Annotated in this window: 21 protein-coding genes and 1 pseudogene; 11 read left to right on the forward strand and 11 right to left on the reverse strand. The window is 72.1% G+C overall.

The window, feature by feature from the left end:
• Position 1 precedes the first annotated feature (1 nt).
• Positions 2-607, forward strand: coding sequence for a hypothetical protein (locus NNW99_RS01375; protein WP_215116735.1), 606 nt, complete (start codon positions 2-4; stop codon positions 605-607).
• On the opposite strand, the pseudogene NNW99_RS01380 reads toward NNW99_RS01375, so the two are convergent.
• The 5 genes and pseudogenes from NNW99_RS01380 to NNW99_RS01400 all read right to left on the reverse strand — a co-directional run bounded on the left by NNW99_RS01380 (position 558) and on the right by NNW99_RS01400 (position 6983).
• Positions 558-2320 (reverse strand): annotated as a pseudogene (locus tag NNW99_RS01380) (hypothetical protein). The gene NNW99_RS01375 and the pseudogene NNW99_RS01380 overlap by 50 nt on opposite strands.
• A 2-nt stretch (positions 2321-2322) precedes the next feature.
• Positions 2323-3225: a carbohydrate ABC transporter permease gene (locus NNW99_RS01385; protein WP_215116737.1), complete on the reverse strand. Its 903-nt coding sequence runs from the start codon at positions 3223-3225 to the stop codon at positions 2323-2325.
• The gene (locus tag NNW99_RS01390; protein WP_215116738.1) at positions 3222-4133 is read right to left on the reverse strand and encodes a carbohydrate ABC transporter permease; all 912 of its coding nucleotides are present in this window, start codon (positions 4131-4133) and stop codon (positions 3222-3224) included. The genes NNW99_RS01385 and NNW99_RS01390 overlap by 4 nt, the downstream gene beginning before the upstream one ends.
• 131 nt (positions 4134-4264) lie before the next feature.
• Positions 4265-5587 carry an ABC transporter substrate-binding protein gene (locus tag NNW99_RS01395; RefSeq protein WP_215116739.1) on the reverse strand — a complete coding sequence of 441 codons (1323 nt, stop codon included), beginning with the start codon at positions 5585-5587 and terminating at the stop codon, positions 4265-4267.
• A gap of 274 nt (positions 5588-5861) precedes the next feature.
• Entirely contained in the window at positions 5862-6983 is a 1122-nt protein-coding gene (locus tag NNW99_RS01400) for an ROK family protein (RefSeq protein WP_215116740.1), read from the reverse strand.
• 239 nt (positions 6984-7222) lie between these two features.
• On the opposite strand from NNW99_RS01400, the gene NNW99_RS01405 reads away from it, so the two are divergent.
• From NNW99_RS01405 to NNW99_RS01415, 3 genes are all read left to right on the forward strand, one after another.
• On the forward strand, positions 7223-8122 hold the full coding sequence (locus NNW99_RS01405) for an N-acetylglucosamine kinase (RefSeq protein WP_215116741.1): 900 nt from the start codon (positions 7223-7225) through the stop codon (positions 8120-8122).
• A 199-nt stretch (positions 8123-8321) separates the two neighbouring features.
• Positions 8322-10238 (forward strand): phosphatase PAP2 family protein, encoded by a 1917-nt coding sequence (locus NNW99_RS01410; protein WP_215116742.1) that lies wholly within the window; start codon positions 8322-8324, stop codon positions 10236-10238.
• Positions 10239-10275: 37 nt separating this feature from the next.
• The gene (locus tag NNW99_RS01415) at positions 10276-11955 is read left to right on the forward strand and encodes a phospholipid carrier-dependent glycosyltransferase (protein WP_215116743.1); all 1680 of its coding nucleotides are present in this window, start codon (positions 10276-10278) and stop codon (positions 11953-11955) included.
• A gap of 35 nt (positions 11956-11990) precedes the next feature.
• Here NNW99_RS01415 and NNW99_RS01420 read toward each other — a convergent pair whose 3' ends face one another.
• Together NNW99_RS01420 and NNW99_RS01425 are read right to left on the reverse strand one after the other, a co-directional pair.
• Entirely contained in the window at positions 11991-12392 is a 402-nt protein-coding gene (locus tag NNW99_RS01420; protein WP_215116744.1) for a DUF3662 domain-containing protein, read from the reverse strand.
• Between the two features lie 64 nt (positions 12393-12456).
• Positions 12457-12618 carry a hypothetical protein gene (locus tag NNW99_RS01425; protein WP_215116745.1) on the reverse strand — a complete coding sequence of 54 codons (162 nt, stop codon included), beginning with the start codon at positions 12616-12618 and terminating at the stop codon, positions 12457-12459.
• 133 nt (positions 12619-12751) lie between these two features.
• Between NNW99_RS01425 and NNW99_RS01430 the strand changes: the two genes are divergently transcribed.
• From NNW99_RS01430 to NNW99_RS01445, 4 genes are all read left to right on the forward strand, one after another.
• On the forward strand, positions 12752-13693 hold the full coding sequence (locus NNW99_RS01430) for a MurR/RpiR family transcriptional regulator (protein ID WP_189727611.1): 942 nt from the start codon (positions 12752-12754) through the stop codon (positions 13691-13693).
• A 285-nt stretch (positions 13694-13978) separates the two neighbouring features.
• A complete protein-coding gene (locus tag NNW99_RS01435) occupies positions 13979-14359 on the forward strand; it encodes a hypothetical protein (RefSeq protein WP_215116746.1) in 381 nt (126 codons plus the stop codon).
• A gap of 60 nt (positions 14360-14419) precedes the next feature.
• Complete coding sequence (locus NNW99_RS01440) at positions 14420-14986, forward strand: antibiotic biosynthesis monooxygenase (RefSeq protein WP_215116747.1); 567 nt, start codon at positions 14420-14422, stop codon at positions 14984-14986.
• A gap of 107 nt (positions 14987-15093) precedes the next feature.
• Positions 15094-17478 (forward strand): SpoIIE family protein phosphatase, encoded by a 2385-nt coding sequence (locus NNW99_RS01445; RefSeq protein ID WP_215116748.1) that lies wholly within the window; start codon positions 15094-15096, stop codon positions 17476-17478.
• 29 nt (positions 17479-17507) lie between these two features.
• Here NNW99_RS01445 and NNW99_RS01450 read toward each other — a convergent pair whose 3' ends face one another.
• Both NNW99_RS01450 and NNW99_RS01455 read right to left on the reverse strand, forming a co-directional pair.
• On the reverse strand, positions 17508-17987 hold the full coding sequence (locus tag NNW99_RS01450) for a flavin reductase family protein (RefSeq protein ID WP_215116749.1): 480 nt from the start codon (positions 17985-17987) through the stop codon (positions 17508-17510).
• Positions 17988-18559: 572 nt separating this feature from the next.
• The gene (locus tag NNW99_RS01455; RefSeq protein WP_215116750.1) at positions 18560-19255 is read right to left on the reverse strand and encodes a peptidoglycan-binding protein; all 696 of its coding nucleotides are present in this window, start codon (positions 19253-19255) and stop codon (positions 18560-18562) included.
• Between the two features lie 202 nt (positions 19256-19457).
• Between NNW99_RS01455 and NNW99_RS01460 the strand changes: the two genes are divergently transcribed.
• Entirely contained in the window at positions 19458-20126 is a 669-nt protein-coding gene (locus NNW99_RS01460; protein ID WP_215124106.1) for a TetR family transcriptional regulator, read from the forward strand.
• 153 nt (positions 20127-20279) lie between these two features.
• The gene (locus tag NNW99_RS01465) at positions 20280-20693 is read left to right on the forward strand and encodes a Zn-ribbon domain-containing OB-fold protein (protein ID WP_215116751.1); all 414 of its coding nucleotides are present in this window, start codon (positions 20280-20282) and stop codon (positions 20691-20693) included.
• Between the two features lie 54 nt (positions 20694-20747).
• Here NNW99_RS01465 and NNW99_RS01470 read toward each other — a convergent pair whose 3' ends face one another.
• On the reverse strand, positions 20748-21134 hold the full coding sequence (locus tag NNW99_RS01470; protein WP_215116752.1) for a PPOX class F420-dependent oxidoreductase: 387 nt from the start codon (positions 21132-21134) through the stop codon (positions 20748-20750).
• 44 nt (positions 21135-21178) lie between these two features.
• Complete coding sequence (locus NNW99_RS01475) at positions 21179-22357, reverse strand: MalY/PatB family protein (protein ID WP_215116753.1); 1179 nt, start codon at positions 22355-22357, stop codon at positions 21179-21181.
• 24 nt (positions 22358-22381) lie between these two features.
• On the opposite strand from NNW99_RS01475, the gene NNW99_RS01480 reads away from it, so the two are divergent.
• Entirely contained in the window at positions 22382-23395 is a 1014-nt protein-coding gene (locus tag NNW99_RS01480) for a hypothetical protein (protein ID WP_215116754.1), read from the forward strand.
• The last annotated feature ends 60 nt before the right edge of the window (positions 23396-23455 follow it).

Raw genomic sequence — 23455 nt, forward strand, 5'->3', positions numbered from 1 at the left:
CATGGGTTTGGACATCACGGTGCTGGCGGTCGACTGGGAGCGGCTCGAGCGGACGCCGTTCGAGGAGAGGTACGCGCGGCTCACCGACGCCGCCGCGCCCGACGACGACCTCGACTGGGACGCGGACCTTCAGGAGGGCTGGGTGTGGCCGGCCGCGTCGAACGTCCCGTGGTGCGGCCGGTATGAGTTCCACAGCACCAGCGGCTCCTACAAGCCCCACTTCTGGGCTGGGCAGGCATGGGAGGACATACGGAGGCACGCGGCCCCGGAGCCGCGTGAGCACTTGGACGGCTTCCTGCGGGAACTGATCTGGGACGAAGGAACCGAGGACGATACGGTCTCCGCCCTGTTTGCCGGGGACCCCACCCCTTGGCGCCCCCGGCTGCTGCTCGCCTGCCCGCCACCGACCGTCTCCACCCTGGCCGGCCACTGGGCACGAGTCGAGCCCATGCTGGAAAGCCTGCGCGAGCCCTTCCGCGTGCATCCCACACGCCCCGGTCGGTGGATCGAGAACTTCGACGAGTTCTCGGTGCTGCTGCGCGAGTGGGGCGTGGTGGTCACCGAGACCGAACGGCGGGGGTGGGGTCTGGTCGGCCTGCCCCTGTGATGCCGGGGCCGGGCCGGTGGGCGCGCAGTGCGACGGTCAGGGTGTGCGGGCCGAGTCCGCCGATGTAGACGCGGTTCCCGGTCGTCGCGTCGGTGCCGCCCACCACGGTGTAGTCCTGCCCCGGGTCGTACCGCAGTACGTCGCTCCGCTCCGGCCCGGCCAGCGGTTCGCCCGCCTCGACGTCGGCCTCGATCCGGATCTCGTCGTCACCGACCCGGTAGGTCATCGGCCCGGTCGTCAGGCACCAGCGCCCGTCGCCGAGCGGTACGGCGCCCTCCGGCACTCCACCGGGCCGGAAGGTCAGTTCGAGGGCCCAGGGCACCCGTGGTCCGCTGATGTCGATCCGCAGGTCGGCGCCGTCGTCCCTCAGGTCCACCTCGACGCGGGTCGTGTGCGAGACCTCGTCCCGGGGCCGCTCCGGGAAGGCCATCGCGGCCGAGAAGCGTCCCTCGTCCGCCATCCGGTAGGCGGCGTCGTCCCGGCGCAGGTCCGGCGGCAGCGGCTGGTAGTAGGCGGCCGTGAGGGTTTCGGTGAGCCGATACCGGTGGTCGGCGGGCTGTTCCATGCCGGCGGCGCGGAACGGGCCCAGGTCGAAGAATCCCCGCGAGAGGCGGACCGCGTCGAGGACCGCGTCACCGGCGAACAGGCGCAGGAAGGTGGGGTTGCAGGCGAGGCCCGAGCGGATGCGCCGGTGCTCGGGCACGTCGGAGCCGCCGTACACCACCGTGTGCGCGGTGGCCGAGGCGCGGGCGGCGAGGCGCGCGGTGGTGAGGTACCGGTCGCGCGGGAGTGTCTCCGCGTCCGGTTCCGGCAGCACGCGGCACAGGTCCGGGGTGAGGAGGGTCTCGGCGAGCAGGTCGGGGTCGTCGATGCCGCCGGCGGCCGCCAGCCGTGCCGCCCGGGCGAAGTCGCCCCGGCCGGTGCGGATCGCGAGCAGCCGATAGTGCGGCAGGTAGGGCGCCAGCGGGAACGGGTGCTTCTGGTCCTGCCGTCGCGAGAGGACGGTCTCCACCGTGCCGTCCGGCCTGATCAGGTCCAGGGTGGTGGCGAGATTGCGTTCGACGGCGTCCAGCAGGTCGGTGCGGCCGAGCACCTCGGCCAGGAGCAGCAGCGACGGGTTGGACACATGGGCCGCGTAGTTGGCGCTGCGTTCCGAGTACAGGCCCTCCGCGTCGATGTCGACGCCTTCGGAGAGCCACTCCTCGATGCGGGCGAGCAGCCGGTCGTCGGGGAACGACCGGTGCAGCCGGGCAAGCGCCGCGGACAGCTCCCAGCGGTGGTTCGGGGTGTGCACCCCGCCGGTCAGGAGGCTGCCGGAGGCGGCGCCGGCGATCTCGGCGAGCGCCGCCGTCACGTCGTGCAGTTCCGGCCCCGCGCCCGCGGCGAGGACGTGCGCGTCGCACACGTCGTTGACGGTGAACCCGGAGTCCGGCGGTGACTGCACGTTGTCGCCGCCGGCGAAGAGGCCGGTCGATGTCTGCGTGGCCCGCAGGGCGCGGAGGTGGGTCGTCGCCGCCGCGACGGCCCCTCCGCTGCCGTGCAGTGCCGAGTCCGGGGACCGGTACGCCGCGACGAGGGTCTTCACCCGGCGCGCCAGAGCGCGGTGGGGCAGACCGGCGGGTTCCTCGTCGGGGTCGGCCGCCAGGGGGCGACCGACCGGTCGGCGGCGCGGGCCGCCGCGCGGACGAACTCGTGGTCGAGCGGGGTGGGCAAGGTCAGTCCTTCAGTCCGGCGTTGATGTCGGCGTTCATGACGTAGCGCTGGAACACCAGGAAGACGACGATCAGCGGGATCATGGAGATGACCGATCCGCCGAGCACCACCGACCAGTTGATGTTCTGCGCCCCGACGAGGCTCTGGATGCCGATCTGCACGGTGAACTTCTCGGGGTCGTTGAGCATCAGCAGCGGCCAGATGTAGTCGTTCCACCGCCACTGGAACGACAGGATGGCGAGCGTCAGCATGATGGGCCGGGAGATCGGCACCATGATCCGCAGGAAGATCGACAGTTCACGGGCGCCGTCGATGCGGGCGGCCTCGATGAGCTCGTCGGGGACCGTCAGGAAGAACTGGCGGAACATGAAGCAGCCGGTCGCGGTGAGCACGGCCGGGAGGATGATGCCGGCGAGCGAGTTGTAGAGGCCGAGGTCGCGGACCACCAGGAACTGCGGGGCGAGCATGACCTCGCCCGGCAGCATCGTGGTGGCCAGGATGCCGACGAAGAAGACCTTGAGCCACTTGTTGTCGTACTTGGCCAGCGCGTACCCGGTGCAGCAGCTCACTCCCACCGTGAGGATCGTCGCGATCACACACACGATGGTCGAGTTGATGAAGTACTGGGAGAAGTTGGCGCTGTCCCACGCCGCCTTGTATCCCGACACGGTGGGGTCGTGCGGGAACAGCGTCAGCGGAAGGGAGAACAGGTCTCCGGCCGGTTTGAAGGAGCTGAGGACGAACCACAGCACCGGCAACCCGTAGAGGGCCGCCAGGACCCACAGCAGTGTCGTCGCGGGAATCGCGCGCCGAAGCCCACCACCGGCCGCGCTACCGGGCCGCTTCCTGGAAACAGCCCGTCCGTGCGCGGAGTCGACCTTGCGTGGCATGTCTGTGGTTGTCATCGGTTCTCCACCCGCCGGTTGACCATCAGCTGGATGATCGCGACGGCCATCAGGATGAGCATGAGCACGAACGACGCGGCGCTCGCGTAGCCGATCTGGCCCGATTTGAAGCCGGTCTGGTAGATGTACTGGACCAGCAGGTTGTTCGACGTTCCGGGTCCGCCGTTGTTGAGGGAGGCGAACAGCGGATATTCCTTCATCCCGTGGATCGTGTTGAGCAGGATGACGATGAAGGAGGTGGGCGCGATGCTCGGCAGTGTGATGCTGACGAACTGGCGCCAAGGACCGGCGCCGTCGAGCGCGGCCGCCTCGTAGTACGACGTCGGTACGTTCTTGATCGCCGCGATGAACAGCAGCATCGAGAAGCCCGTCCAGGCCCAGGACGCGGCCACCACCACCACGATCAGCGACAGGTCCGCGTTCGACTGCCACGGCACGGCGCTGCCGCCGACCTTCTCGATGAGGTAGTTGACCAGTCCGAAGTTCTCACCGAACAGCCACCGCCACAGGACACCCACGACGATGGGCGACAGCAGCCACGGGATGAAGAAGAAGACGCGGGCGACCGACACGCCCTTGGCGTGCTTGCTCACCAGCACGTTGGCGATGAGCAGCGAGAGCACGAAGTTCAGCGGAACGAAGAGCACGGTGTACAGCAGCGTCCGGGTCAGCGCGTCGAAGAAGATGGAGTCCCCGAACAGGGTGCTGTAGTTGTCCAGTCCGACGAACTGGAACGCCCCTACGCCCGTGTAGTTCGTGAAGGAGTAGACGAGCCCGATCACCGCCGGCCATATGAAGAACAGCGCGAAGAGCACGACGCTGGCCGCGATGAGGACGAGCGGCGCGAGGGTGTACTTACTGCGTCTCCTGGGCGGGCTCACGGACACGTCCGAGGCGCTTTTGGTCATCTTCCTGACTCCGTGCTGGTGAAGGGGGTTCCGGTGGGCTCAGACCACTCAGACCATGAGCCCGGCATCACGGGGGCCCGAGGCCGGGCGGCGGAGTCTCGACCCCGCCGCCCTGGCCCGTCGGCCTGCGCTCAGCCGCCGACCTGCTGGTTGTAGCCGGCCACGATGTTGTCCAGCGCCTTGTCGACCGACTGCTGGCCGTTGATCGCCTTGCCGAGCTCCGTCTTGGTCGGGTCCTCGGTGAGGCTCTTGCCCTTCAGCACCCAGTTCGTCTGCGCGGTGTTGAAGTAGCCGGAGATCGGGGCGTACAGCGGGATCGACTCGTTGTACAGCTTGAACGCCGCCTGCGCCGCCTCGGACTTGAAGGGGTACTTCGGGCTCAGACCGCTCTCGACGGGCAGGAACCCGGACGCCTCGCACAGCGCCTGGTAGTGGGCCGGCTCGTACAGCCAGGACAGGAACTTCGTCGCGGCGTCGGCCGCGGCGGCGTTGTTGTTGAAGCCCACCGTCATGCCGCCGCTGTTGACGTCACTGGCCTGCACCGGCTCGGCGGGAGTCGGGACGCTCGCCCAGTCGAACTTCTTGATGCTCTCCGCGAAGGCGGGCACCTGCCACACGCCGGACCAGTAGGCGACCACGTCACCGCTCTGGAACATGGCCGACGGGTCGGCGCCGCTGGTCCACACCGACTTCGGCATGGTCTTGTCGTCGTTCATCTCGACGAAGGTCTTCACGGCCTTCTTGGTCGCGGCGTCCACCGAGAACTTGCCGGAGGAGTCCGCGTGGACGTACTTCCCGCCGAGCTCGTACACCATGGCGCGGAGCCGGGAGGGCGACTGGTCGAACGTGAGGGAGTACTTGGCGCCGGTCTTCTCCCGGACCTTGTTCGCCGCCTTGATGAATTCGGTCCAGGTCCAGGTCTTCTCAGGCGAGGCCGGGACGGAGACGCCGGCCTTCTTGAACAGCGTCTCGTTGATGAACAGGCCGGACGCGGTGATGTCCGAGGGGATGGACAGCACCTTCCCGGACGAGTCCTTGGCGATGAAGTTCTTGTTGATCTTGTTGCTCTTCTTGTTGGCGATGGAGCCGAGGTCGATCAGCTTGTTCGCCCAGATCGGGTCCAGCTTCGGCACCGCCGCCACGTCGGGCAGGGAGTTCGCCTGCGCGGCGTTGCGCAGCTTCGCGTCGTAACCGTCGTAGGGGATGTTGACGAGGTTGACCTTGACGCCGGTTTCCTTCTTGTACTGCGCCACCATCTTCTTCCAGCCCGCGTCCTGGCCCGGAACCGTGGAGATCCAGAACGTCAGCGACTTGGAGGTCCCGCCCGAGTCGGATTCCGACCCGCAGGCGGAGAGCAGGAGGGCGCCCGCCGTCGCCACGGCAGCGAGGGGAACAACGCGGCGTATGCCACCGCGGCCGATTCGGCGAGAGCGCCGCACACCCAGACTGGTCATCTTCAGTCCCTTTTCGTCGTAGCGGAAGAAGCACGGCGCCAGCCGAGGCGGCACGGGTGCATTTTGCAGGAAATTTCGCTTTCCGGGGGCACGGCCTCGCCCGGCCGCGACGCCTTGACGGGTGGGGTCCCCGGCCATGTCGGCCGACGTCGCACGAGCACGCCCTCGTGCGGCTGCCGTACTTCGCGTACGGACGGGAGGCTCACCCGGAGTCGGCGTCCCGGCCGACTCAGAAAGCGCTTGTCCGGACATTGGCAGACCGATGGCGCAGCCGTCAATGCTTCGCCAGCACCGCTCCGGTCACGGTTTGAATTCCATGTGCGACCGCCAGCTTGGCGGCGCCCGCGACCGTGCCGGTGTCCCCCACCACGCTGTTGACCACCTCGGTGGGCCAGCTCAGCCGGGCCAGCTCGGCCCGCACACCGGGCAGGAGCTGCGGATCGGCGCCGGTGGCTCCGCCCAGCACGATCAGCCCGGGGTCCATGACGGCGACGACGGCGGCGGCGAGCCGGCCCACGTCGGTGGCGTGCGCGTCGAGGACGGCACGGGCCGTGGCGTGCCCCTGCGCGGAGAGGGCGAGGAGCCGCTCGGCGGTGCGCGGGCGGGGGCCGTCGGTGTCCTGCCAGGTCTCGGCCGCCCGGCGGAGCAGGGTGCGCGAGCCCATGCGCTGCTCCAGGCCTTCGTAGTGCGGGGCGCGGCTGTCGTCCCAGGGGTAGGGCAGCCGGGCCACCTCGCCGGCGGCGCCGTTCGCACCGCGCAGGACCCGGCCGCCGATGACGACGGCGAGACCGATGCCGACGCCGATGCGCAGATAGCCGAAGGTGTCGCGGCCGACGGCGGCGCCCTCGTGCAGTTCGGCGAGCGCGGCGCAGTTGACGTTGTTCTCCAGGTGGACGGGCACACCCTCAGGCAGGGCGACGGCCATGGCGTCGAATACGGGTCCGGCCTTGGCGGTGGCGGGGCGTTCCCCGGCGCCCTCCCCGTCGCGCGTGGTGACGTCGCCGACGGCCGCGACGACGGCCCGCAGCGGGGCACCTGCGGGCAGTGCGCCGAGGACCTTGCGGACGGTGCCGGCGGCTTCCCGGCGGGAGCCGGTGTCCTCCGCGAGAAGGGTGCCGTCCAGGGCGCAGCCGCGCACCCGGGTCCTGGCCGGGCCCAGGTCGACCGCGAGCACGGCCCCGGCGGCCGGGCCGAGCCGGTAGACGGCGGCGCTGCGGCCGGTGCCGCCGGAGGCCCGCCCGGAGTGGGCGGCCAGCTCCGCCGCCTCGAGCTCGGCGACGGCGGCGGAGACGGTCGGCTTGGAAAGGCCCGCACCGGCCGCGAGCTGGGGGCGGGTGGCCGTGCCCGCCTCGGCCAGTACGTCGAACACCACACGGGCACTCTCACTCAGGTGCATGGTCTCCCCAGATCGTGCTGCGGCCGTGCCGGCCGGTCGCGAGGGTGGCGCGGCATCGGGTCTTCCGTGCCTCTTGACGCACCATACTTCGTTAGTTAACTTCCTAACGAACTTCACGGTACTCGCCTGCCGTGGTCGGCAGAAGCCCGTCCCGGGGCTTCCCTACCTCTTCAACTGCCGTGGTCCGACGGGTAGTTCGCCTGCGTCCGTCATGACCGCGCAACGACGAAAGAGGACCCGTGCAGGACTCCACTCCTTACGCGGTCGGTATCGATGTGGGCGGCACCAAGACACAGCTCCGCGCCCTCTCGGGCGGTGGCGTCGTCGTCGACCTCGTCCGCAGCAGTACGGGCTGGCGACCGCACGACCCCGGGGCCGCCGCCGACCGGCTGGCCGCTCTGATCCACGACGCCCTTCCGGCCGGCGCACATCCGTCCGCCGTCGCCGTGGGCGCTCACGCCTGCGAGACACCACGCCAGTGCGAAGCGATCCGGGCCGCGCTCCACGAGCGGCTGGGGGCGCCCGTCCTGGTGGTGGGCGATGCCGAACTGCTCGTCCCGGCCGCGGGGCTGGACAAGGGCGTCGGTCTGGTCGCCGGTACCGGTTCGGTGGCGGTGGGGCGGTTGCCCGACGGCGGTCCGGTCCAGGTCGGCGGCTGGGGTGCCGTACTCGGTGACGAGGGCGGCGCGGCCGGACTCGTCCGCGAGGCCGCGCGGGCCGTCTGGGCGGCGCACGACCGCGGCGAGGGGCCCGACGCGCTGGCCGCCGGGCTGATCACCGCCTTCGAGGTGGCCGAGGTGCCCGCGCTCGGCGCGGCACTGGAGGCCGCCGCGGACGTCTCCGCCGAGTGGGGCCGCCACTCCCCCGTGGTGTTCGCCGCCGCCGAGGCGGGCTCGCCGCTCGCCCGGGCCGTGATCGCCGAGGGCGGCCGGGCGCTGGCCGCGCTCGTCGTACGGCTCGCCCGGCGCGGGGTCGCGGTGGACGACGTGGTGGTGGCGGGCGGCATGGTGCTCGCTCAGCCCGCGCTGTACACGGCGTTCGTCTCCGCGCTCACCGAAGTCCTGCCCGGGGCCCGGCCGCACCCCCTGCGTGTGCCGCCGGTCGAGGGCGCCTTGGCGCTGGCCCGTTCACTCCTGTGAGCCGGACGGCCGCCGTTCACATCCCGGACACCGGCCCGTGGCCGTTCCCTCTCCGAAGGGTCACAACACGGCCGTAGATCTTCGCTCGTACGCAACAGGTGCCACAGAAGTCGCCAGAGGCACCCCGAGTCGCACACTCCGCACCGCCCCCGGCCGTACGGCCGATGCACCCGTCGCAGAACTCAAGAGAGGCGCACCCATGCCGTCATCAGCCGGGCACCGCAGCACCGCAACCGTCGACCGACGGGGCTTCCTCAAGACCTCCCTCGGGGCCTCGGCGGGCCTGCTCGCCGCACCGGCCTTCGCCACCTGGCTCACCGCAGCCGACGCGAAGGCCGCCACCGGTCCCGCCGCGTTCGTCGACGACTACAAGTCGAACGTCACGACGAACCTGACCCCCGAGACCAACGCGGTCGTCCGGATCCTGGGCGGCATGTCGAAGGTGTGGAAGACCGGCGGCACCTGGGACACCGGCCGGGTCCTGGACGGCGAGGTGCTGCGCGCCAACATGCGCTACTGCGCCCGGATCACGCAGGCCCGCACCGAGGCCCAGGCCAAGGAGGCCTTCCTCTACGACCGCCAGCACCAGAGCTACGCCATGATCGCCGCGCTGGGCCCGCTGGCCGAGCTGTACAAGGCGGGTGCCAAGGCCGTCACGTCGATCACCGGTGCCCCGGACGGCACGCCCGCCGGAAAGATCAACGACGCGGTGCCCGCCGACGCCCCGGCCGGTTCCGCGCTCGGCGCCGGCTCCTACGACTCGGAGCTCGGCAAGGTGGCCAAGCTGGTCGACACGGTGCGCGGGCCGTTCGCCTCGGGCAACCCGGGCAAGTTCGCCTTCCAGTACCCGCGTCCCTGGCGGATGAACGAGGACAGCGAGGTCGTCGACACCGGGAAGAAGGACGCGCTCGGCTACCCGGTGTACGACTCGGAGGTGGTCGTCGCCACGCAGCTGCTGCGTCAGCGCGCCGAGGAGCCCAAGGAGGACGGCGGTTTCCCGAGCGGCCACACCAACGCCTTCCACCTGGCCGGACTGGCCTACGCGTACGCGGTGCCCGAGCGCTTCCAGGAGCTCGTGACGCGCGCCTTCGAGCTGAGCCACACCCGGATCATGTCGGGCATGCACTCCACGGTCGATGTCATCGGCGGCCGGATCATGGCCACCGCCCTGACCGCGGCGACGCTGGCCGACCCGGCGAACGCGGAGCTCAAGGCCGCGGCCCGCGCCCAGGCCCTCGCCTACTTCACGCAGCAGACGGGCACGACGCCGGACACGCTGTACGCCCACGCGCACCCGGACGCCGGTGACGCCTACGCCGACCGCGAGGCCAACGCCCGTGCGATCGAGCCCCGGTTGACGTACGTCCTGACCCGCCACGGCCGCAAGGACCCGCTCACGGTGCCCAAGGGCGCGGAGGTCCTGCTGGAGACCCGGCTGCCCTATCTGGACGCGGCCCAGCGGCGCGAGGTGCTGCGCACGACCGCGCTGCCCTCCGGGTACGTCCTGCTGGACGGCTTCGAGCAGTGGGGCCGGCTGAACCTGTTCGCGGCGGCGGACGGGTACGGCTCCTTCGACCGCGACGTCACCGTGACGCTGGACGCGGCGGCCGGCGGCTTCCACGCGGCCGACCGCTGGCGCAACGACATCGAGGGCGACGGCGGACTCACCAAGCGCGGCACCGGCACGCTCACCCTCACGGGCCACAACCGCTACCACGGCGGGACCGTCGTCGAGAACGGCGTGCTGGTCGCCGCCTCCCCCAACGCCCTCGGCGAGGGCGACGTCCGGGTCGCCGGCGGCACACTCCGCGCGGACAAGGTCCTGCGGGTGCGCGGCTCCTACGTCCAGGAGGGCGAGTCGACGCTGGAGCTGCTGCTCCGCAAGAACCACGGCCCGGCGCTCACGGTGAGCCGGCGGGTCCTGCTGGGCCGGGACAGCGTGCTGTCGCTGCGGCTCGACACCGAGCGCCCGCCGGTCGCGGGGACGACCGTCCCGGTGCTGTCCGCTCCGGCGCTGCGCGGCGGGTTCGCCCGCGTCGAGCTGGACTCCGACACGCTGCGGGCCGTGCCCGTGCACACGTCTCAGGGCCTGTCGGTGCGACTCGTGCGGCGGTAGCGCCGTGCGCGGCGGGGGCTGATGCAGAGTTGGGTCCATGTGGGACCTCCGGATCGCTCCCGCCGTTCCCCGGCCGGTGCCGTTCCCTCCCCCGGCACCGGCCGGGGCCGCGCGGCGGCCCGGCCGCCGGTGGTGGGTGCCGCTCCTGGTGGTCGTGCTGCTCGCGCAGATGGCCTTCGCGATGGTCACGACCGCCGTGCGGCAGACCCCGACCATCGACGAACCGGTGTACGTGGGCGCGGCAGCCGAGTACACACAGGAGCACCGGCTGCGCCGCAACCCCGAGCATCCGCCGCTCGGCAAGCTGCTCATCGGCGCCGGGGTGACGCTCGCGGATCCCCACCTCGACCCCTCCTTCAGCGGCGACCAGGGCGAGCTGGGGCGGCACCTGCTCTACGAGTCGGGCAACGATCCCTGGCGGCTGATGCTCTGGGCCCGGCTTCCCGTGATCGCGCTGACGCTGCTGTTCGGTCTGGTCGTGCTCGCCTTCGCCCGTGAACTGGCCGGGACCGCAGGGGCGTTGACCGCACTCGCGTTGTACTGCTTCTCCCCCGATGTCATCGCCCACGGTTCACTCGCCACGCTCGACGTGCCGGCCGCGGGGTTCGTGCTGACGTCGGCGTGGCTGCTGTGGCGGGCCCGCCACAGGCCCCGGCTGTACGTGCCGCTCGCCGGGGTGGCGCTGGGGGCGGCCCTGGCGACGAGGATAAGCACACTGCCTGCCGTACCGGTGCTGATGGCGCTGGGCGCCGTATCGGTGTGGCACGCGTCGGCGGGCGGCCGGGGCCGGATGCTGCTGAGGGCGGTGGCGGGCGCGGGGGTGGTGGCGCTGGCCGCGGTCGCGGTCGTGTGGGCCACGTATCTGATGGTCGATCCGCGGCTGCGCTGGGACCCCGAGCAGCAGGTGCCGCACGTACGAGGGGTGCGGGGGCTGCTGGTCGAGATGCTGCCGTTCCCTGAGGCGTACCGGGACGGGATGCGGATCCAGTTCGGCCTGGAGAACCGGCCGTGGCAGGGGTTTCTGTTCGGCCGGCTGTACTCGGGCTCGCTCTGGTACTACCTGCCGGCCGCGCTGCTGGTGAAGACACCGCTGGGGATGCTCGGCCTGTGGGTCTGCGGTGCGGTGGTGGTGATCGCGGTGCGACGGCTGCGGCCCGCGGCGCCGTACGTGCTGGCCGCTCCCGTGGTGCTGTTGCTGGCCTCCATGCAGGGGGCACGGGACTTCGGGACCCGGTACGCCGTCTTCCTGCCGCTGTTTCTCGCGGTGGGGGCGGGCTGCGTTCTCGTGGTGCGACGGCTGTGGGTCTCCGGTGCGGTGGGGGCGCTGGTGGTGTTCGTCGCCGTCAGTTCGGTGCGTACGTTTCCCTGCTATCTGCCGTACTCCAACGAGGCGTTCGGCGGGCCGGGCCGGACACGGGAGCTGCTGCACGACTCCAATGTGGACTGGGGGCAGGATCTCGGGCGGCTCGCGGAGCGGTTGCGGGAGGAGCGGTACGCGGGTGAGCGGGTGTGGCTCGTGTACAAGGGCAGTGGGGTGCCGGCCGCCTACGGCGTCGAGGCCGGGGATCCGCGTGCGGTGCCCGTCGATGAGGTCCGGGGGTTGCTGGTGGTGTCCGACTCGGCTGCCGCGAAGGCGACGGGGCGGCTGGCCGGGTTGATCCGCAGCAGCCGCCCCGTTGACGATGTCGGGCACTCGATCACGATCTATCGCCGTTGAGGGCTCGTCCCGTGCTCAATGTGCCGCGTCGTTTCTCAGTGTGCCGCGTCGAAGAAGCCGTCGACGCTCACGTGCTCCATGACGCGACTGGCCACGCGGTAGCGGCCGTTGGGGACCTCCGGGCACCTGGCGACATGTACCGCCAGCGGGCCCGCGAACTCGTAGCCCTTGCGTTCCGCGTGGCGGACCAGGGCGTCGGTGAGGGCCTGGCACACATGGGTGCTGTGGCTGGCCAGTCGGTCGTGCACCTCGTCGGCGAGTTCCACGTCGTAGGCGTTGGGGACCATCACATGGTCCTTCCCGCACACCACGGCGTTGTCGTCGCACTCGCGTCGCAGGGCGTCGACGACCTCGACCGGGTCCTTGTCGAGGACCTTCGCCCACAGGGCGTCCCAGCGATTTTCCAGTGTCTCTTCCAGCGCACTCAGCGCGCCCATACGGTGTCACCTGCCGGATGCTTCGTCGGTTCGGTCGGAGTGGCGGGGCGGCCGGGGAAGGGTGCTACCGCTCGTCGTAGTCGTCGGGGCGCACCTCGGCCTCCTCCAGGGCCTCGCGCAGGGTGCGGCCGGTGGCGCCGGGCGGCCGGGACGGGTTGTCGTCCCGGTGCTCCGGGATCTCGTCCGTGGTCCGCGCCTTGGGCCGGTTCTCCTCGGGGGCGGTCATGGCGGGGGCTCCTCTCGGGATCTTGTGTGACGGCGGGTTCCCGCACCGCCTCCGGGTATCCACGCGCCGGGCCATTCATGTGCTGTCCGGAGAAGCCCTGGTCACCACGGTGCGTGGGCTATGTTGAACGTCAATGGGAGACGAAGGAGGCGCACCGGTGCCATCGCCGCAGCAGGCACGCGCACAGGCATCCGCGATCACCTCGGGGAAGGCCGCACCCGAAGCGGAGGTCTCCCCGTCCTCCCAGCTGCGCACACTCTTCGACCGGCCCCGGCTGTCCCCGGGCCAGCGGCGCATCGCCCAGTACCTGATCGAGCACATCACCGAGGCCGCGTTCCTGTCGATCACGGACCTGGCCGACCGGGTGGGCGTGAGCCAGCCGTCGGTGACGCGGTTCGCCTCGGCGGTCGGCTTCAGCGGGTACCCGGCGCTGCGGGAGAAGCTCCAGTCGATCGCGCTCGGCACCCTCGCGGGCGGCCCGGCCGAGGAGATCCGGGGCAACGAACTGCAGGCGGCGGTCGACGCCGAGATCGAGAACCTGGAGAACCTGCGGCGGGACCTCGCCGATCCGAACCTGGTGATCGACATCGGCCGCAAGCTGTCGTCGTCGACCCCGCTGACGGTCCTCGGCCTGCGCATCTCCGTCTCGCTCGCCGAGTACTTCGCCTACGCCGCCCGGCGGATCCACCCGGACGTCAGGCTCGTGACCCGGGGCGGCAGTGTCGCCTACGACGCGCTGCTGCAGTCGCGTGAGGCAGGCGGCACCTGGGTGCTGGCGTTCTCCATGCCCCGGCACGCGCAGGAGACCCTGACGGCCGTGCGCGTGGCACGCGGTGCCGGGCTCAAGGTCGCCCTGATCACCGACCTGGCGCTCGGGCCGCTCGCGGACGAGGCCGACGTCGCCTTCGCCACCGGCACCGGATCCCGCCTGGTCTTCGACTCCTACGCGGCCCCGGGCGTGATGTGCTCGGCCCTGCTGCAGGCCATGACGGACGCGGACCCGGAGCGGACGCAGGCCCGGCTGGAGGAGTACGAACAGGTCGCCGACCAGCACCATTTCTTCCTCAGGGACTGACGGACAGCCGGCGGGGCCGGCCCCTGGAGCGGTCACAGGACCAGACAAAGGGACCATCCACAACAAAGCGCGCATGAATGTTTTCATGCTCCTTGCAAACCGGATGGCATATATAAATACTGCTCACGGATCGCGACCCGGGCCCTTCCGGATCCGTTCCCACCCGAGGAGGCCGGGTCCTACCCACTCCGGCGTCCCGGGTGTCCGTGGCGGCCCCGGCCATCCCCTAGGCCGGGGCCGCCCCGACCCGTCGTCCACCCTCACGACGCCGCACACCCGGAAGCGATGATCATGCCCCTGACGACCACGCGCATCAGCCCGGACTGGCCCTGCCAGGTCAAGACCCCCGGGAGCTACGACTGGGAACGCTCGGCGGCCAGGTGGCTGCGTGAGCTGGTGCCCACGCGCTACGGCGGCTACCCGGTGTTCATCCGCCACCCCGTCCTCCTCGCCCGGCACGCCCAGATCCAGGTCCAGCAGGAGATCCGGGTGGCCCGCACCGCCCTGCAGACGGCCCGCGCCGATCTGCCCGGCCTCGGCCTGCACGAGGGCGTCATCGAGCACACGATCAAGCTGTACGCGGCCGAGGTCATGCAGTTGCAGCACATCGCGCGCAGCGTCCGGGCGGTCTCCCAGGCGCTGGTGGAGGCGAACCGCCATCCGTGACCCGGGGCCCCTGAGGGCCCGGGGTGCATGACCCGCGCCGTGCGTGGCACACGTGAGGCAATGAGCACCACCGAAGTCCGGCGCCAAGAGCCGGTGACCACCGTCCTGACCTGGCAGGTACGCCCCGGCCATGAGCAGGAGTTCGAGGAGTGGACGCGCGGCATCGCCCGCTGCGCCAGTGAGTTCCCCGGCAACGAGGGCGTCTCCTGGCTGACACCGGAGGACGGCCACCGCTTCCACGCGGTGCTGCGCTGGTCCGACCAGCACCGGCTCGCCGCCTGGCTGGAGTCCGAGGAGCGGGCGCACTGGCACCGGAAGATCGAGGACATCGCCACCGAGGTCAGCAGCGAGCGCCAGTCGACCACCGGGATGGAGACATGGTTCAGCCTGCCGGGCACCACCGTGCAGGCCCCGCCCCGGTGGAAGATGGTCCTCACGACGTTCCTCGGCGCCTATCCGTTCACGCTGCTCATCACCTGGCTGGTGACGCCGCAGACCACCGGCTGGCCGCTGCCGCTGCGGGCCGCCGTGTTTCCCCTGATACTGCTGCCGGTGCTGACCTATCTGGTGATGCCGAGGCTCAGCCGGCTGCTGCGGCTGTGGCTGTATCCGCGCGACGGCCACTGACCAGCGCGGGGATCCGGACCTGACGGACGGGACACCCACGGATTCCGGGGGCGGTCCGTGCGCACAAGGCGGTCTTCGAACGGGCCAGGGTGTGCCATGCTCGACCCGTGACGAGCGAGCCTGTGACGCCGGCGCAGCCCGGTGCCGCACCGGACCTGGTCGAACTGGCCAAGATCGTCGCCCGGCAGCGCGCCGAGCTGGACCGGCTGCGCGACCAGGCGGCGATGTCCGCTGTCGTGGAGCGGGCCACGGGCGCCGAGATGGCGCTGACCGGGTGTGCCGCGGACGTGGCCGGCGAACAGTTGCTCCAGCGGGCCAAGGCGGCCCGTCACACCCTGCTGGAGGAGTGCTGGATCACGCTCGGGAGTCTGGCGCCGGTCGCGCCCGACCCGGGCGAGGCGCCTGGCCCCGCCGGCACCACGGGCCCCGGGTCCGCGGTGCCCGAGGAGACGACCACGCCGGACGACGTCGCAGCCGCCCTGGCCCGCCTCGGCCAGGCCCTCGTCCGGGTGACGACACCGCACGACCTCGCCCGGTGTCTGCTGGAACATCTCGGGCCGGACATGGCGGCGGACGCGGTCATGCTCTACGCCCGCAGGCCCGACGGCGGCCTCGAACTGATCGGGCACGCCGGCATCGAGGACCAGCTCGCCGCCCAGTGGAGCCAGGTGCCGCCGCTGAGCGGGATCGCGGCGCTCGACGCGCTGCGCGCGGGCGAACCGCGCTGGCTGGAGGACCTCGCCTCGGACGCCCGGCGGTACCTGCTGATCGGGGAGCCTCCCGAGCGGTGGCGCTCGCGTGCCTGGCTGCCGGTGCACGCGGCCGGCTCGGCGGAGGTCTGCGTCGGTGTGCTGCGCGGCAGGGCCGGGGCGTTCACACCCCGCGACCGCGCTCACCTGCGGGGCGTCACCGGGCTGTGCGCGGGCCGGCTGCGCGCCTTCGACGCACCGCCGGAGCGGTCCGACGACGCGGCCACGGACGCGGTGCAGACGCTGTTCGACGCACTGCCGCTCGCGGCGATGCTGCTCACCCCGCTCAGCGCCGCGACGGGTGAGACCGAGGACTTCCGGGTGGAGGCCGCGACCGCCCAGGCGGGCGACCTGCTGGGCCGTCCCGGTGAGGAGCTGGCCGGGCGGCGGCTGCTGGACTTCCGGCCCGCCCTGGCGGGCGAGCCGCTGTGGTGGGGCTGCGTGCACACGCTCACCAGCGGGGAGCCGTACGAGAGCGAGCCGTTCGCGCACGAGGAGGTCCTGGCGGGCATCGCCGCGCTGTCCACGTACACGGCGCGGGTGACACGGCTCGGCGACGCGCTGGTGGTCAGCTGGGTCCGGCACGGCTCCTCCGACCGGCAGGAGCAGCGGCTGGCGGATCTCCAGCGGCTGGGCAACCTCGGCTGGGCGAACTGGAACGTGGCCACGCTGGAGGCCTCCTGGTCGACCCAGGTGTTCGCCATCTTCGGCCGGGACCCCGCGGACGGTCCGGTGAGTCTGGCCGGTCTTCCGGAGCTCGCGCTGCCCGAGGACGCGCCGGCGCTGACCCGGGCCGTCCGCGCGCTCGTCGACGAGGGCCGGGCCTTCGACCTGCCGTTCCGCATCAGGGCGTCCGGTGTCATCCGGCATCTGCGCCTGGTCGCCGAGACCGTGGCCGACATGCACGGCACGCCCGTCGAAGTGCACGGTGTCGTACAGGACTTGACCGCCCGGCGGCGGGCGGAGCTGGCCCTGGTCGAGAGCGAGCAGGCGATCCTCACGCAGAACGATGTGCTGCGGGCCGAGCGGACCCTGGCGTCGCGGCTTCAGCACGCGCTGCTGCCGATGGCCAACCGGCCGGTGCAACTGGCGGGGCTGCGCGTCGAGGTCGCCTATCTGCCCGCCCAGACGGGGGTGCACGTCGGCGGCGACTGGTTCAGCGCCGTGGAACTGCCCGACGACGGCGCGCTGCTGGTGGTCGGCGATGTCGCCGGGCACGGCGTCGGCGCCGTCGCCACGATGGCGCAGCTCCGCTTCACCGCGAAGGGCATGGTCATCACCGGCTCGTCGCTGACCGGCGCGCTCGCCCGGCTGAACACGCTGCTGCTGCACTCCCGCGACTCCCATGCGACGGCCACGATGGTGCTGGCCCGCTACAACCCCCGGCAGCGGCGCCTGGTCTGGGCCCAGGCCGGGCATCCCCCGCCGCTGCTGCTGCGGGACGGCGAGGTGCGATATCTGGGCCGGCCCCGCGGCATGGTGCTCGGGGCGACCGCCACGCCGGTCTACGAGGAGGCGGAGTGCCGCCTCGAACCGGGCGACCGGCTCATCCTCTTCACCGACGGCCTGGTCGAGCACCCGCCTGAAAGCATCGACCGAGGGCTGGAGCGGCTCGCCGAGGCGGTGGCGGCCCCGCACACCGACGGGCCCGGGTCGCTCGGGCCGTTGCTCGCGCGGATGCTGCCGGACGAGCGGCGGGACGATGTGTGCGTCGTGGACGTCCGGGTTCCGAGGGAGCGGTAGGGCAGCACGGGCCTGGCCATGGGGGACGTTCAGTCGACCGGGTGGCCGGGCGCGATGCCGTGGGCGTCGGACAGGCGCAGCAGGGGCCCGTCGTACGCCTCTCTCCCGCCCCATTCGACCGGGTCGAGGACGAAGCCGATGTGGTCTCCGCCGCCGGCCCGCGTCACGATCCGGCCGACGAACCAGGCGGGCACGTCCTCCAGGACGACGGCCCCGCCGTACGCCTCCCGCGACCGCAATCCCTGGAACTTGTCCGTCCGGTCACCGGTCCGCCCGCCGAACAGCTCGGCGAGGCCGCGCTGTTCGCGGTCGAGCAGATGCACGGCGAGCACGTCGGCGTTCCGGGCCACGCGGAAGGTGTGGTTGACCTCGGACAGCCACACCACGAACCGCACGGGCCGGATCGAACACTGCGAGGCGAACCCGACCAGACAGCCCGCCCGTTCACCCCCCGAGGCGGCCGTGACCACGCACATGTCGGGATCGAGCCGACCGACGAACGCGTCCATGCCCACACCACTACTCCTCCACCACGGCGGCTGACGCTCCTCGCCATCACCTCACCATGCCGGGGGTGGGGGTGCCATCCCGGGAACCGGTGCCGCCGCGCGGGCCTGGGCCCCTGACGGCCTTCGCGGTCGAGCGGCGGCCGTTCCGGTGAGGCGGCGGGGCCACAGCACTGCCGGGTGCGGTCGCCTGCCGACCGATGGCGCCGCGAGGCCGGCGGCTTGCTGGACGTGGGGCAGCCGGCAGGCCGGCCGACAGCGCCGACCAGGTGGACAGACTCCGTCCGGCGGGCGGGCCACCGGGACCGATGCCGACGCCGATGCCGACCAGGGAACGCCCCGGGCGGCGCCACCGAGAGGTGAGCCCCACCCGACGAGCGGCTTGTCCCACGAGGGGTGCCGGCCTGCCCGCGCCCCGTCCGGTCGGCGGGTCACCCGCCTGGGGTGAGCGGCCCGACCGGGCTCACCGGCCACCGGACGCCCGGAGCCGTCCGGCACGCGGACCGAACGCCAGGCGGAGCACTGGGCGGCTGTGGCATCCGGACTCCCCCTCACCCCGCCCGGCAAAATGCCCGTCAGCTCGTGCTCGGTGCTGTGCGGGACTCCAGGGCCGTGCGGGTGTCGTTGCCGTAGACGCCCGTTTCGTCGCCGCGGATGCCGTACCAGAGCTGGAAGCGGGCGACCGCCGCGGTCAGGGTGGGGTCGTAGCTGCCGCTGGTGGAGCCGTCGCGGTAGACGTCCGGGATGCGCAGGAGGCGTTCCTGGAGTTCGGTCACCTCCGGGCCGGTGGCTCCCTCGCGGAGGGTGCCGGGGCCGTCGGGGTCTGCCGGAGCCGCGGCGGGTGGGGTGGGTGTCGGTGTGGGGGTGGCGGCGGACGCGGTCGGGCGGGGGGCCGGGGCCGCGCTGTCCTCGGTCTTCTCGCCCCCGCGGAGCAGCAGCGCACCGCCGAAACCGATCACCGCGGCCGCGACGACCGCCACCGCGACGGCGGCGCGACCCAGTCCGGACCCGGCGCGTACGGCGGGGCCGTCGCGGCGGGCGCGAGCCACCGGCGGGATCTCCTGCGTCAGGGCCTCGGAGCCGGGCGGCGGTCCCGGCAGGGTGACGGATTCGTAGCCGCCGGGCTCGGGGCCGCCGGACGCGGAGGCGGTCTGCTCCCGGTACTCCCGCATCAGTTCGGCCAGCCCGTCGGTGCGCCGGGGCCGCAGGACGCGGATGGGTTCGAGGGCCGGGCCGTCGTGCGGCTGCCCGGGCTCGGACGGTGTCGACACGTTGCTCTCCTTCCGTCCGGGCTCAAGGGGCGCCCGTCTTCGAGGACCGTTCCGCCGCTAGATACGCGGCTGCCGCGCCAGGAGTTCAGAGAGCACTCAGTTCCTCCCTGTGAGTGCACTCAGTGCCATGAGTGGCCTTTGGGGTGCTACGTTCCAGCCCATGAGCTCCGAGAAATCCGACCTCGGGAACGGAAAGCCGCCCATGCGGGACGCCCTGGTGGCGGCGGCCTTCCAGCTGTTCCTGGAGCGGGGTTACGAGCAGACCACCGTCGACGACATCGTGGCGCTCGCCGGCGTCGGACGGCGCTCGTTCTTCCGCTACTTCCCCTCCAAGGAGGACGTGGTCTTCCCGGACCACGAGCGGTGCCTGGCCGACATGACGGCCTTCCTGGCGGAGGGCTCGGACGGCGACGAGCCCGTGCGGCGGGTCTGCGACGCGGCCCGGCTGGTGCTGCGGATGTACGCCGAGAACCCGACGTTCTCCGTGCAGCGCTACCGCCTGACCAAGCAGGTCCCCGGGCTGCGCGCCTACGAGCTGTCGGTGGTGTGGCGCTACGAACGCGCCCTCGCCGAGTATCTGCGCCGGCGTTTCTCGGCCCGCCGGGACGGGACCCTGCAGGCCGATGTGATCGCGGCGGCGGTGGTCGCGGCACACAACAACGCCCTGCGCTCCTGGCTGCGTTCGGACGGACAGGACGAGGCGAGCGCCACGGTGGACCACGCGCTGGCGTATGTGCAGTCGGCGTTCGGCGACGCGCCGGCACCCGTGGCGGACCCGCAGCCGGAGGACGTCGTGGTGGTCGTGTCGCGGCGCGGGGCACCGCTGTGGCGGGTGGTGCAGGAGATCGAGTCGACCCTGGGGCGGTCCTGAGGGTCCGCACATTTGAGGGTACGGAGTGCCTTTACGAGTGGCACTGAGTGCCATACGCTGTGCTGCGTGCACGGTGGCACGGCGAACCGGGCACGCATGTGCGCGGGTGACCGCGCACCCGGGATTCCGCCCGAGTGCAGGGAGTTGACCAGCGTGTACCACCACTCAGGAAGCGTGACTCAGCAGGCAGCCGGATCCTCTACGGGCCTCCTCGACCCGAGGGGCCAGGACACGGACGCCATTCTCTTCCAGCGCTGCACCTGGTGCGGCACCGCCATGTTCCACCGCCTGCTGTGTCCGGTCTGCCGGGGCAGCGACCTGCGGACGGAGCGCAGCGAGGGCACGGGCACGGTGCGCCACTCCACGGTGGTGCACCGCAACACGCCCGCGGCGCGCAATGTGTCCATGGTCGAGATGGCCGAGGGGTTCGTCGTGCGCGGCCGGGTGATGGGCCCGCCGATCGGCATCCACAGCGGGGATCGAGTGCGGCTGTCCACGGCCAAGGACCCGGTACGCAGTGAGCCGGTCTTCCAGCTCCTGGACGAGCCCTACCGGGCCTGGAGCTGACCGCCCTTCACGGTGCGAGCCGGCCCGGGAACTCGGGGAGACGCCGGGGCGCCCTCAGGGAGCGAGCACGATCCGCAGACCCACGGTTCCGTCCAGGCCCCGGCGCAGCCGGCTGCCGAGCAGGGTGAGCCGGCCCGTGAGTCCGTACTTGCGGGCGATCAGCTTCCGGTAGCGGGCGGTGGTGTCGGGGTCGCCGATCTCCGCCGTCGCGGGCACCTGCTCGCCGGTGGGGTTGCCGCGCAGGTCACAGGGGCCGACCAGGACGTCGGCGCGGTTGCGGATCCGCTTCACCTTCCAGGAGTCGGCGACCGTCCAAGCGCCGAGCGCGTTTCCGTCACGTACCACCCAGACGGGGGTGGCGACCGGCGTACCGTTTCTGCGGTAGCTGGTGATCAGCAGGTACTTGCCCGCGCCCAGTTCGTCCAGCGCACTGTCGTCCATGGCGGGCAGTGTACGAGCGCGACCCGCGCGGCGCGCCCCGGGGTTCAGCGCGGCGCGGCGGCCATTCTGCGTACCGCCTCCGTGATCACCTCCGGCGAGGCCGCCAGGTTGAGGCGGACATGCCCGGCCCCGCCGGTGCCGAAGGGCAGGCCGGAGTTGAGGGCCACGCGGCCGCGGTGCAGGAAGACGTCCGCCGGGTCGTCGCCGAGGCCGAGCGCGCGGCAGTCGAGCCAGGCGAGGTAGGTGGCGTCGCCCGGGCGGTAGCGGATCGCGGGCAGGTGCTCGGCCAGCAGGTCCGCGAGCAACCGCCGGTTGGCGTCGAGGCCGGTCAGCAGGGCGTCCAGCCAGGGGCCTCCGTCGCGCAGGGCGGCCGTGTGGGCGATGATGCCGATGTGGCTCGGGCCGTGCCCGACCTCCCCGGGCATGCGCGCCAGGTCGGCGGCGGCCCCGGGCCCGGCGATGGCCAGGGCGGCCTTGAGCCCGGCGAGGTTCCAGGCCTTCGAGGACGACATCAGCGACAGGCCGCGCTCGGCGCCCGGCACGCTCAGATACGGCACGAAGTCCGTGCCGCCGACGACGAGCGGCGCGTGGATCTCGTCGGCGACGACCCGCACGCCGTACCGCTCGGCGAGCGCGGCGACGGCGGACAGTTCCTCCACTGTGTGGACGGCGCCGGTCGGGTTGTGGGGGCTGCACAGCAGGTAGGCGGCCCGGCCCCCGTCGGCGACCGCCTGCCGGAAGGTCTCCTCCAGGACACCGAGGTCGAGCCGCCCGTCCGCCCCGAGCGGGGCCTCCGCCACACGCCGGTCCAGGTGCGCGACGAACTGGCGGAACGGCGGATACACCGGCGGGTTCACGACCACCGCATCGCCGTTCCCGGTGACCAGCTTCAGCATCTCGACGACGCCCAGCATGACGTCGGGCACGATCGCGGTGCGCTCCACGGCGAGCCCGTGCCAGTTCCACCGCTTCTCGGCGAAGGCGGCCAGCGCCTGCGCGTAGGCCGTGCCGGCGGGGTAGCCGGTGTCCCCGAGGTCCAGCGCGTCGGTGACGGCCCGCAGGACGGGCTCGGCCAGCGGCACGTCCATCTCGGCCACCCACAGGGGCAGCACGTCCTCGGGGTAGGTCCGCCACTTCATGCTCGTGCGGCGGCGGAGACGGTCGAGAGTGAGAGCTCGCAGAGGATTCGGTTCACCGGACGTCTCGTGCGGGATCCTGGTCATGGGCACACGATAGGGGGCTGTGCGGTGACCGGGAATCTTGTGGACGGGGTGCGGGGCGGGGCGGCGGGCCCGTTCCTGGAGATCGCCTGCGACGAATCGGGATCGGACGGCGAGAACCTGACGGGCGGGAACACGGACGTGTTCGCGCACGCCAGCGTCTCGCTGTCCGAGGCATCGGCCGCGGCGGCCGTAGGGGAGATCCGGGACCGGATCCGGTCGCCCGCCGAGGAGTACAAGGCGAACCACCTGCTGCGGGAGAAGCACCGCGCGGTGCTGGAGTGGCTGCTGGTGCCGGAGGGGCCGATGCACGGTCAGGCGCGGGTCCATCTCATGGAGAAGACGTTCTTCGTGGTGGACCGGGCGGTCGGCCTGCTGCTGGGCGACCCGGCAGCGGCCGTCGTCCTGTTCCGCGCGGGACGCCGGACCTTCGGGGAGGAGGGCTGGCGGGCGTTCCTGGAGGCGGCCAACCAGTTGCTGCGGGTGCGCAACAACGGCGAACCGGGCGCCCCCGTCGAGGGGTTCTACGACACGGTCGACGCCCTGTGTCGGGCGTATCCGCGTACCGACGCGGGGAGGGTCCTGGCCCGGCTCGGGGCGACCCGGTCCCGCGCGGTGTCCTATCGGGCGGACTTCCTGGACGGACCGCCGCTGATCCCGGTGCTCAACCCGCTGCTTCCGGCGATCGTGCGGACGGCCGCGCTGTGGAGCGGGGGCGGGCGGGAGGTCCGGCTGGTGCACGACCGGCAGAACATGCTGACGCCCGACCGCATCGCGTGGATCGAGGAGGCGGCCCGGCGTGCGGGGGTCGGACTGGCCGGGCTGCGGCTCGTCGTCGCGCGCGAGGACGCGCGGGTGCAGGTGGCGGACTTCCTGGCCGGGATCGCCCGCAAGATCGCCTCCGACGAGCTGAACGGGCGCGGGGACCCCGTGCTCACCGCCCTGCTGCGGCCGTACGTCGATCCGGCCTCGGTCTGGGGCGACACCCGCAGCCTGGCCCTGCTCGCCGCCCCGGCCGCCCCGGCCACCGGCCGGCGGTGAAGAGATCACGCGCGCGCTGAACACGGCACGGCTCCGCTCCGTATGGAGAACAGGGCGCTC

It is taken from the genome of Streptomyces sp. CRCS-T-1 (assembly GCF_024442335.1).
GTDB classification, from domain to species: Bacteria; Actinomycetota; Actinomycetes; order Streptomycetales; family Streptomycetaceae; genus Streptomyces; species Streptomyces koelreuteriae.

Excerpts from the sequence above, each read along its gene's own strand:
- NNW99_RS01375 (WP_215116735.1), top strand. The coding sequence starts at position 2 with ATGGGTTTGGACATCACGGTGCTGGCGGTCGACTGGGAGCGGCTCGAG.
- NNW99_RS01385 (WP_215116737.1), bottom strand. The coding sequence starts at position 3,225 with ATGACAACCACAGACATGCCACGCAAGGTCGACTCCGCGCACGGACGG.
- NNW99_RS01390 (WP_215116738.1), bottom strand. The coding sequence starts at position 4,133 with ATGACCAAAAGCGCCTCGGACGTGTCCGTGAGCCCGCCCAGGAGACGC.
- NNW99_RS01395 (WP_215116739.1), bottom strand. The coding sequence starts at position 5,587 with ATGACCAGTCTGGGTGTGCGGCGCTCTCGCCGAATCGGCCGCGGTGGC.
- NNW99_RS01400 (WP_215116740.1), bottom strand. The coding sequence starts at position 6,983 with ATGCACCTGAGTGAGAGTGCCCGTGTGGTGTTCGACGTACTGGCCGAG.
- NNW99_RS01410 (WP_215116742.1), top strand. The coding sequence starts at position 8,322 with ATGCCGTCATCAGCCGGGCACCGCAGCACCGCAACCGTCGACCGACGG.
- NNW99_RS01415 (WP_215116743.1), top strand. The coding sequence starts at position 10,276 with ATGTGGGACCTCCGGATCGCTCCCGCCGTTCCCCGGCCGGTGCCGTTC.
- NNW99_RS01420 (WP_215116744.1), bottom strand. The coding sequence starts at position 12,392 with ATGGGCGCGCTGAGTGCGCTGGAAGAGACACTGGAAAATCGCTGGGAC.
- NNW99_RS01425 (WP_215116745.1), bottom strand. The coding sequence starts at position 12,618 with ATGACCGCCCCCGAGGAGAACCGGCCCAAGGCGCGGACCACGGACGAG.
- NNW99_RS01430 (WP_189727611.1), top strand. The coding sequence starts at position 12,752 with ATGGGAGACGAAGGAGGCGCACCGGTGCCATCGCCGCAGCAGGCACGC.
- NNW99_RS01435 (WP_215116746.1), top strand. The coding sequence starts at position 13,979 with ATGATCATGCCCCTGACGACCACGCGCATCAGCCCGGACTGGCCCTGC.
- NNW99_RS01440 (WP_215116747.1), top strand. The coding sequence starts at position 14,420 with ATGAGCACCACCGAAGTCCGGCGCCAAGAGCCGGTGACCACCGTCCTG.
- NNW99_RS01450 (WP_215116749.1), bottom strand. The coding sequence starts at position 17,987 with ATGGACGCGTTCGTCGGTCGGCTCGATCCCGACATGTGCGTGGTCACG.
- NNW99_RS01460 (WP_215124106.1), top strand. The coding sequence starts at position 19,458 with ATGCGGGACGCCCTGGTGGCGGCGGCCTTCCAGCTGTTCCTGGAGCGG.
- NNW99_RS01470 (WP_215116752.1), bottom strand. The coding sequence starts at position 21,134 with ATGGACGACAGTGCGCTGGACGAACTGGGCGCGGGCAAGTACCTGCTG.
- NNW99_RS01475 (WP_215116753.1), bottom strand. The coding sequence starts at position 22,357 with ATGACCAGGATCCCGCACGAGACGTCCGGTGAACCGAATCCTCTGCGA.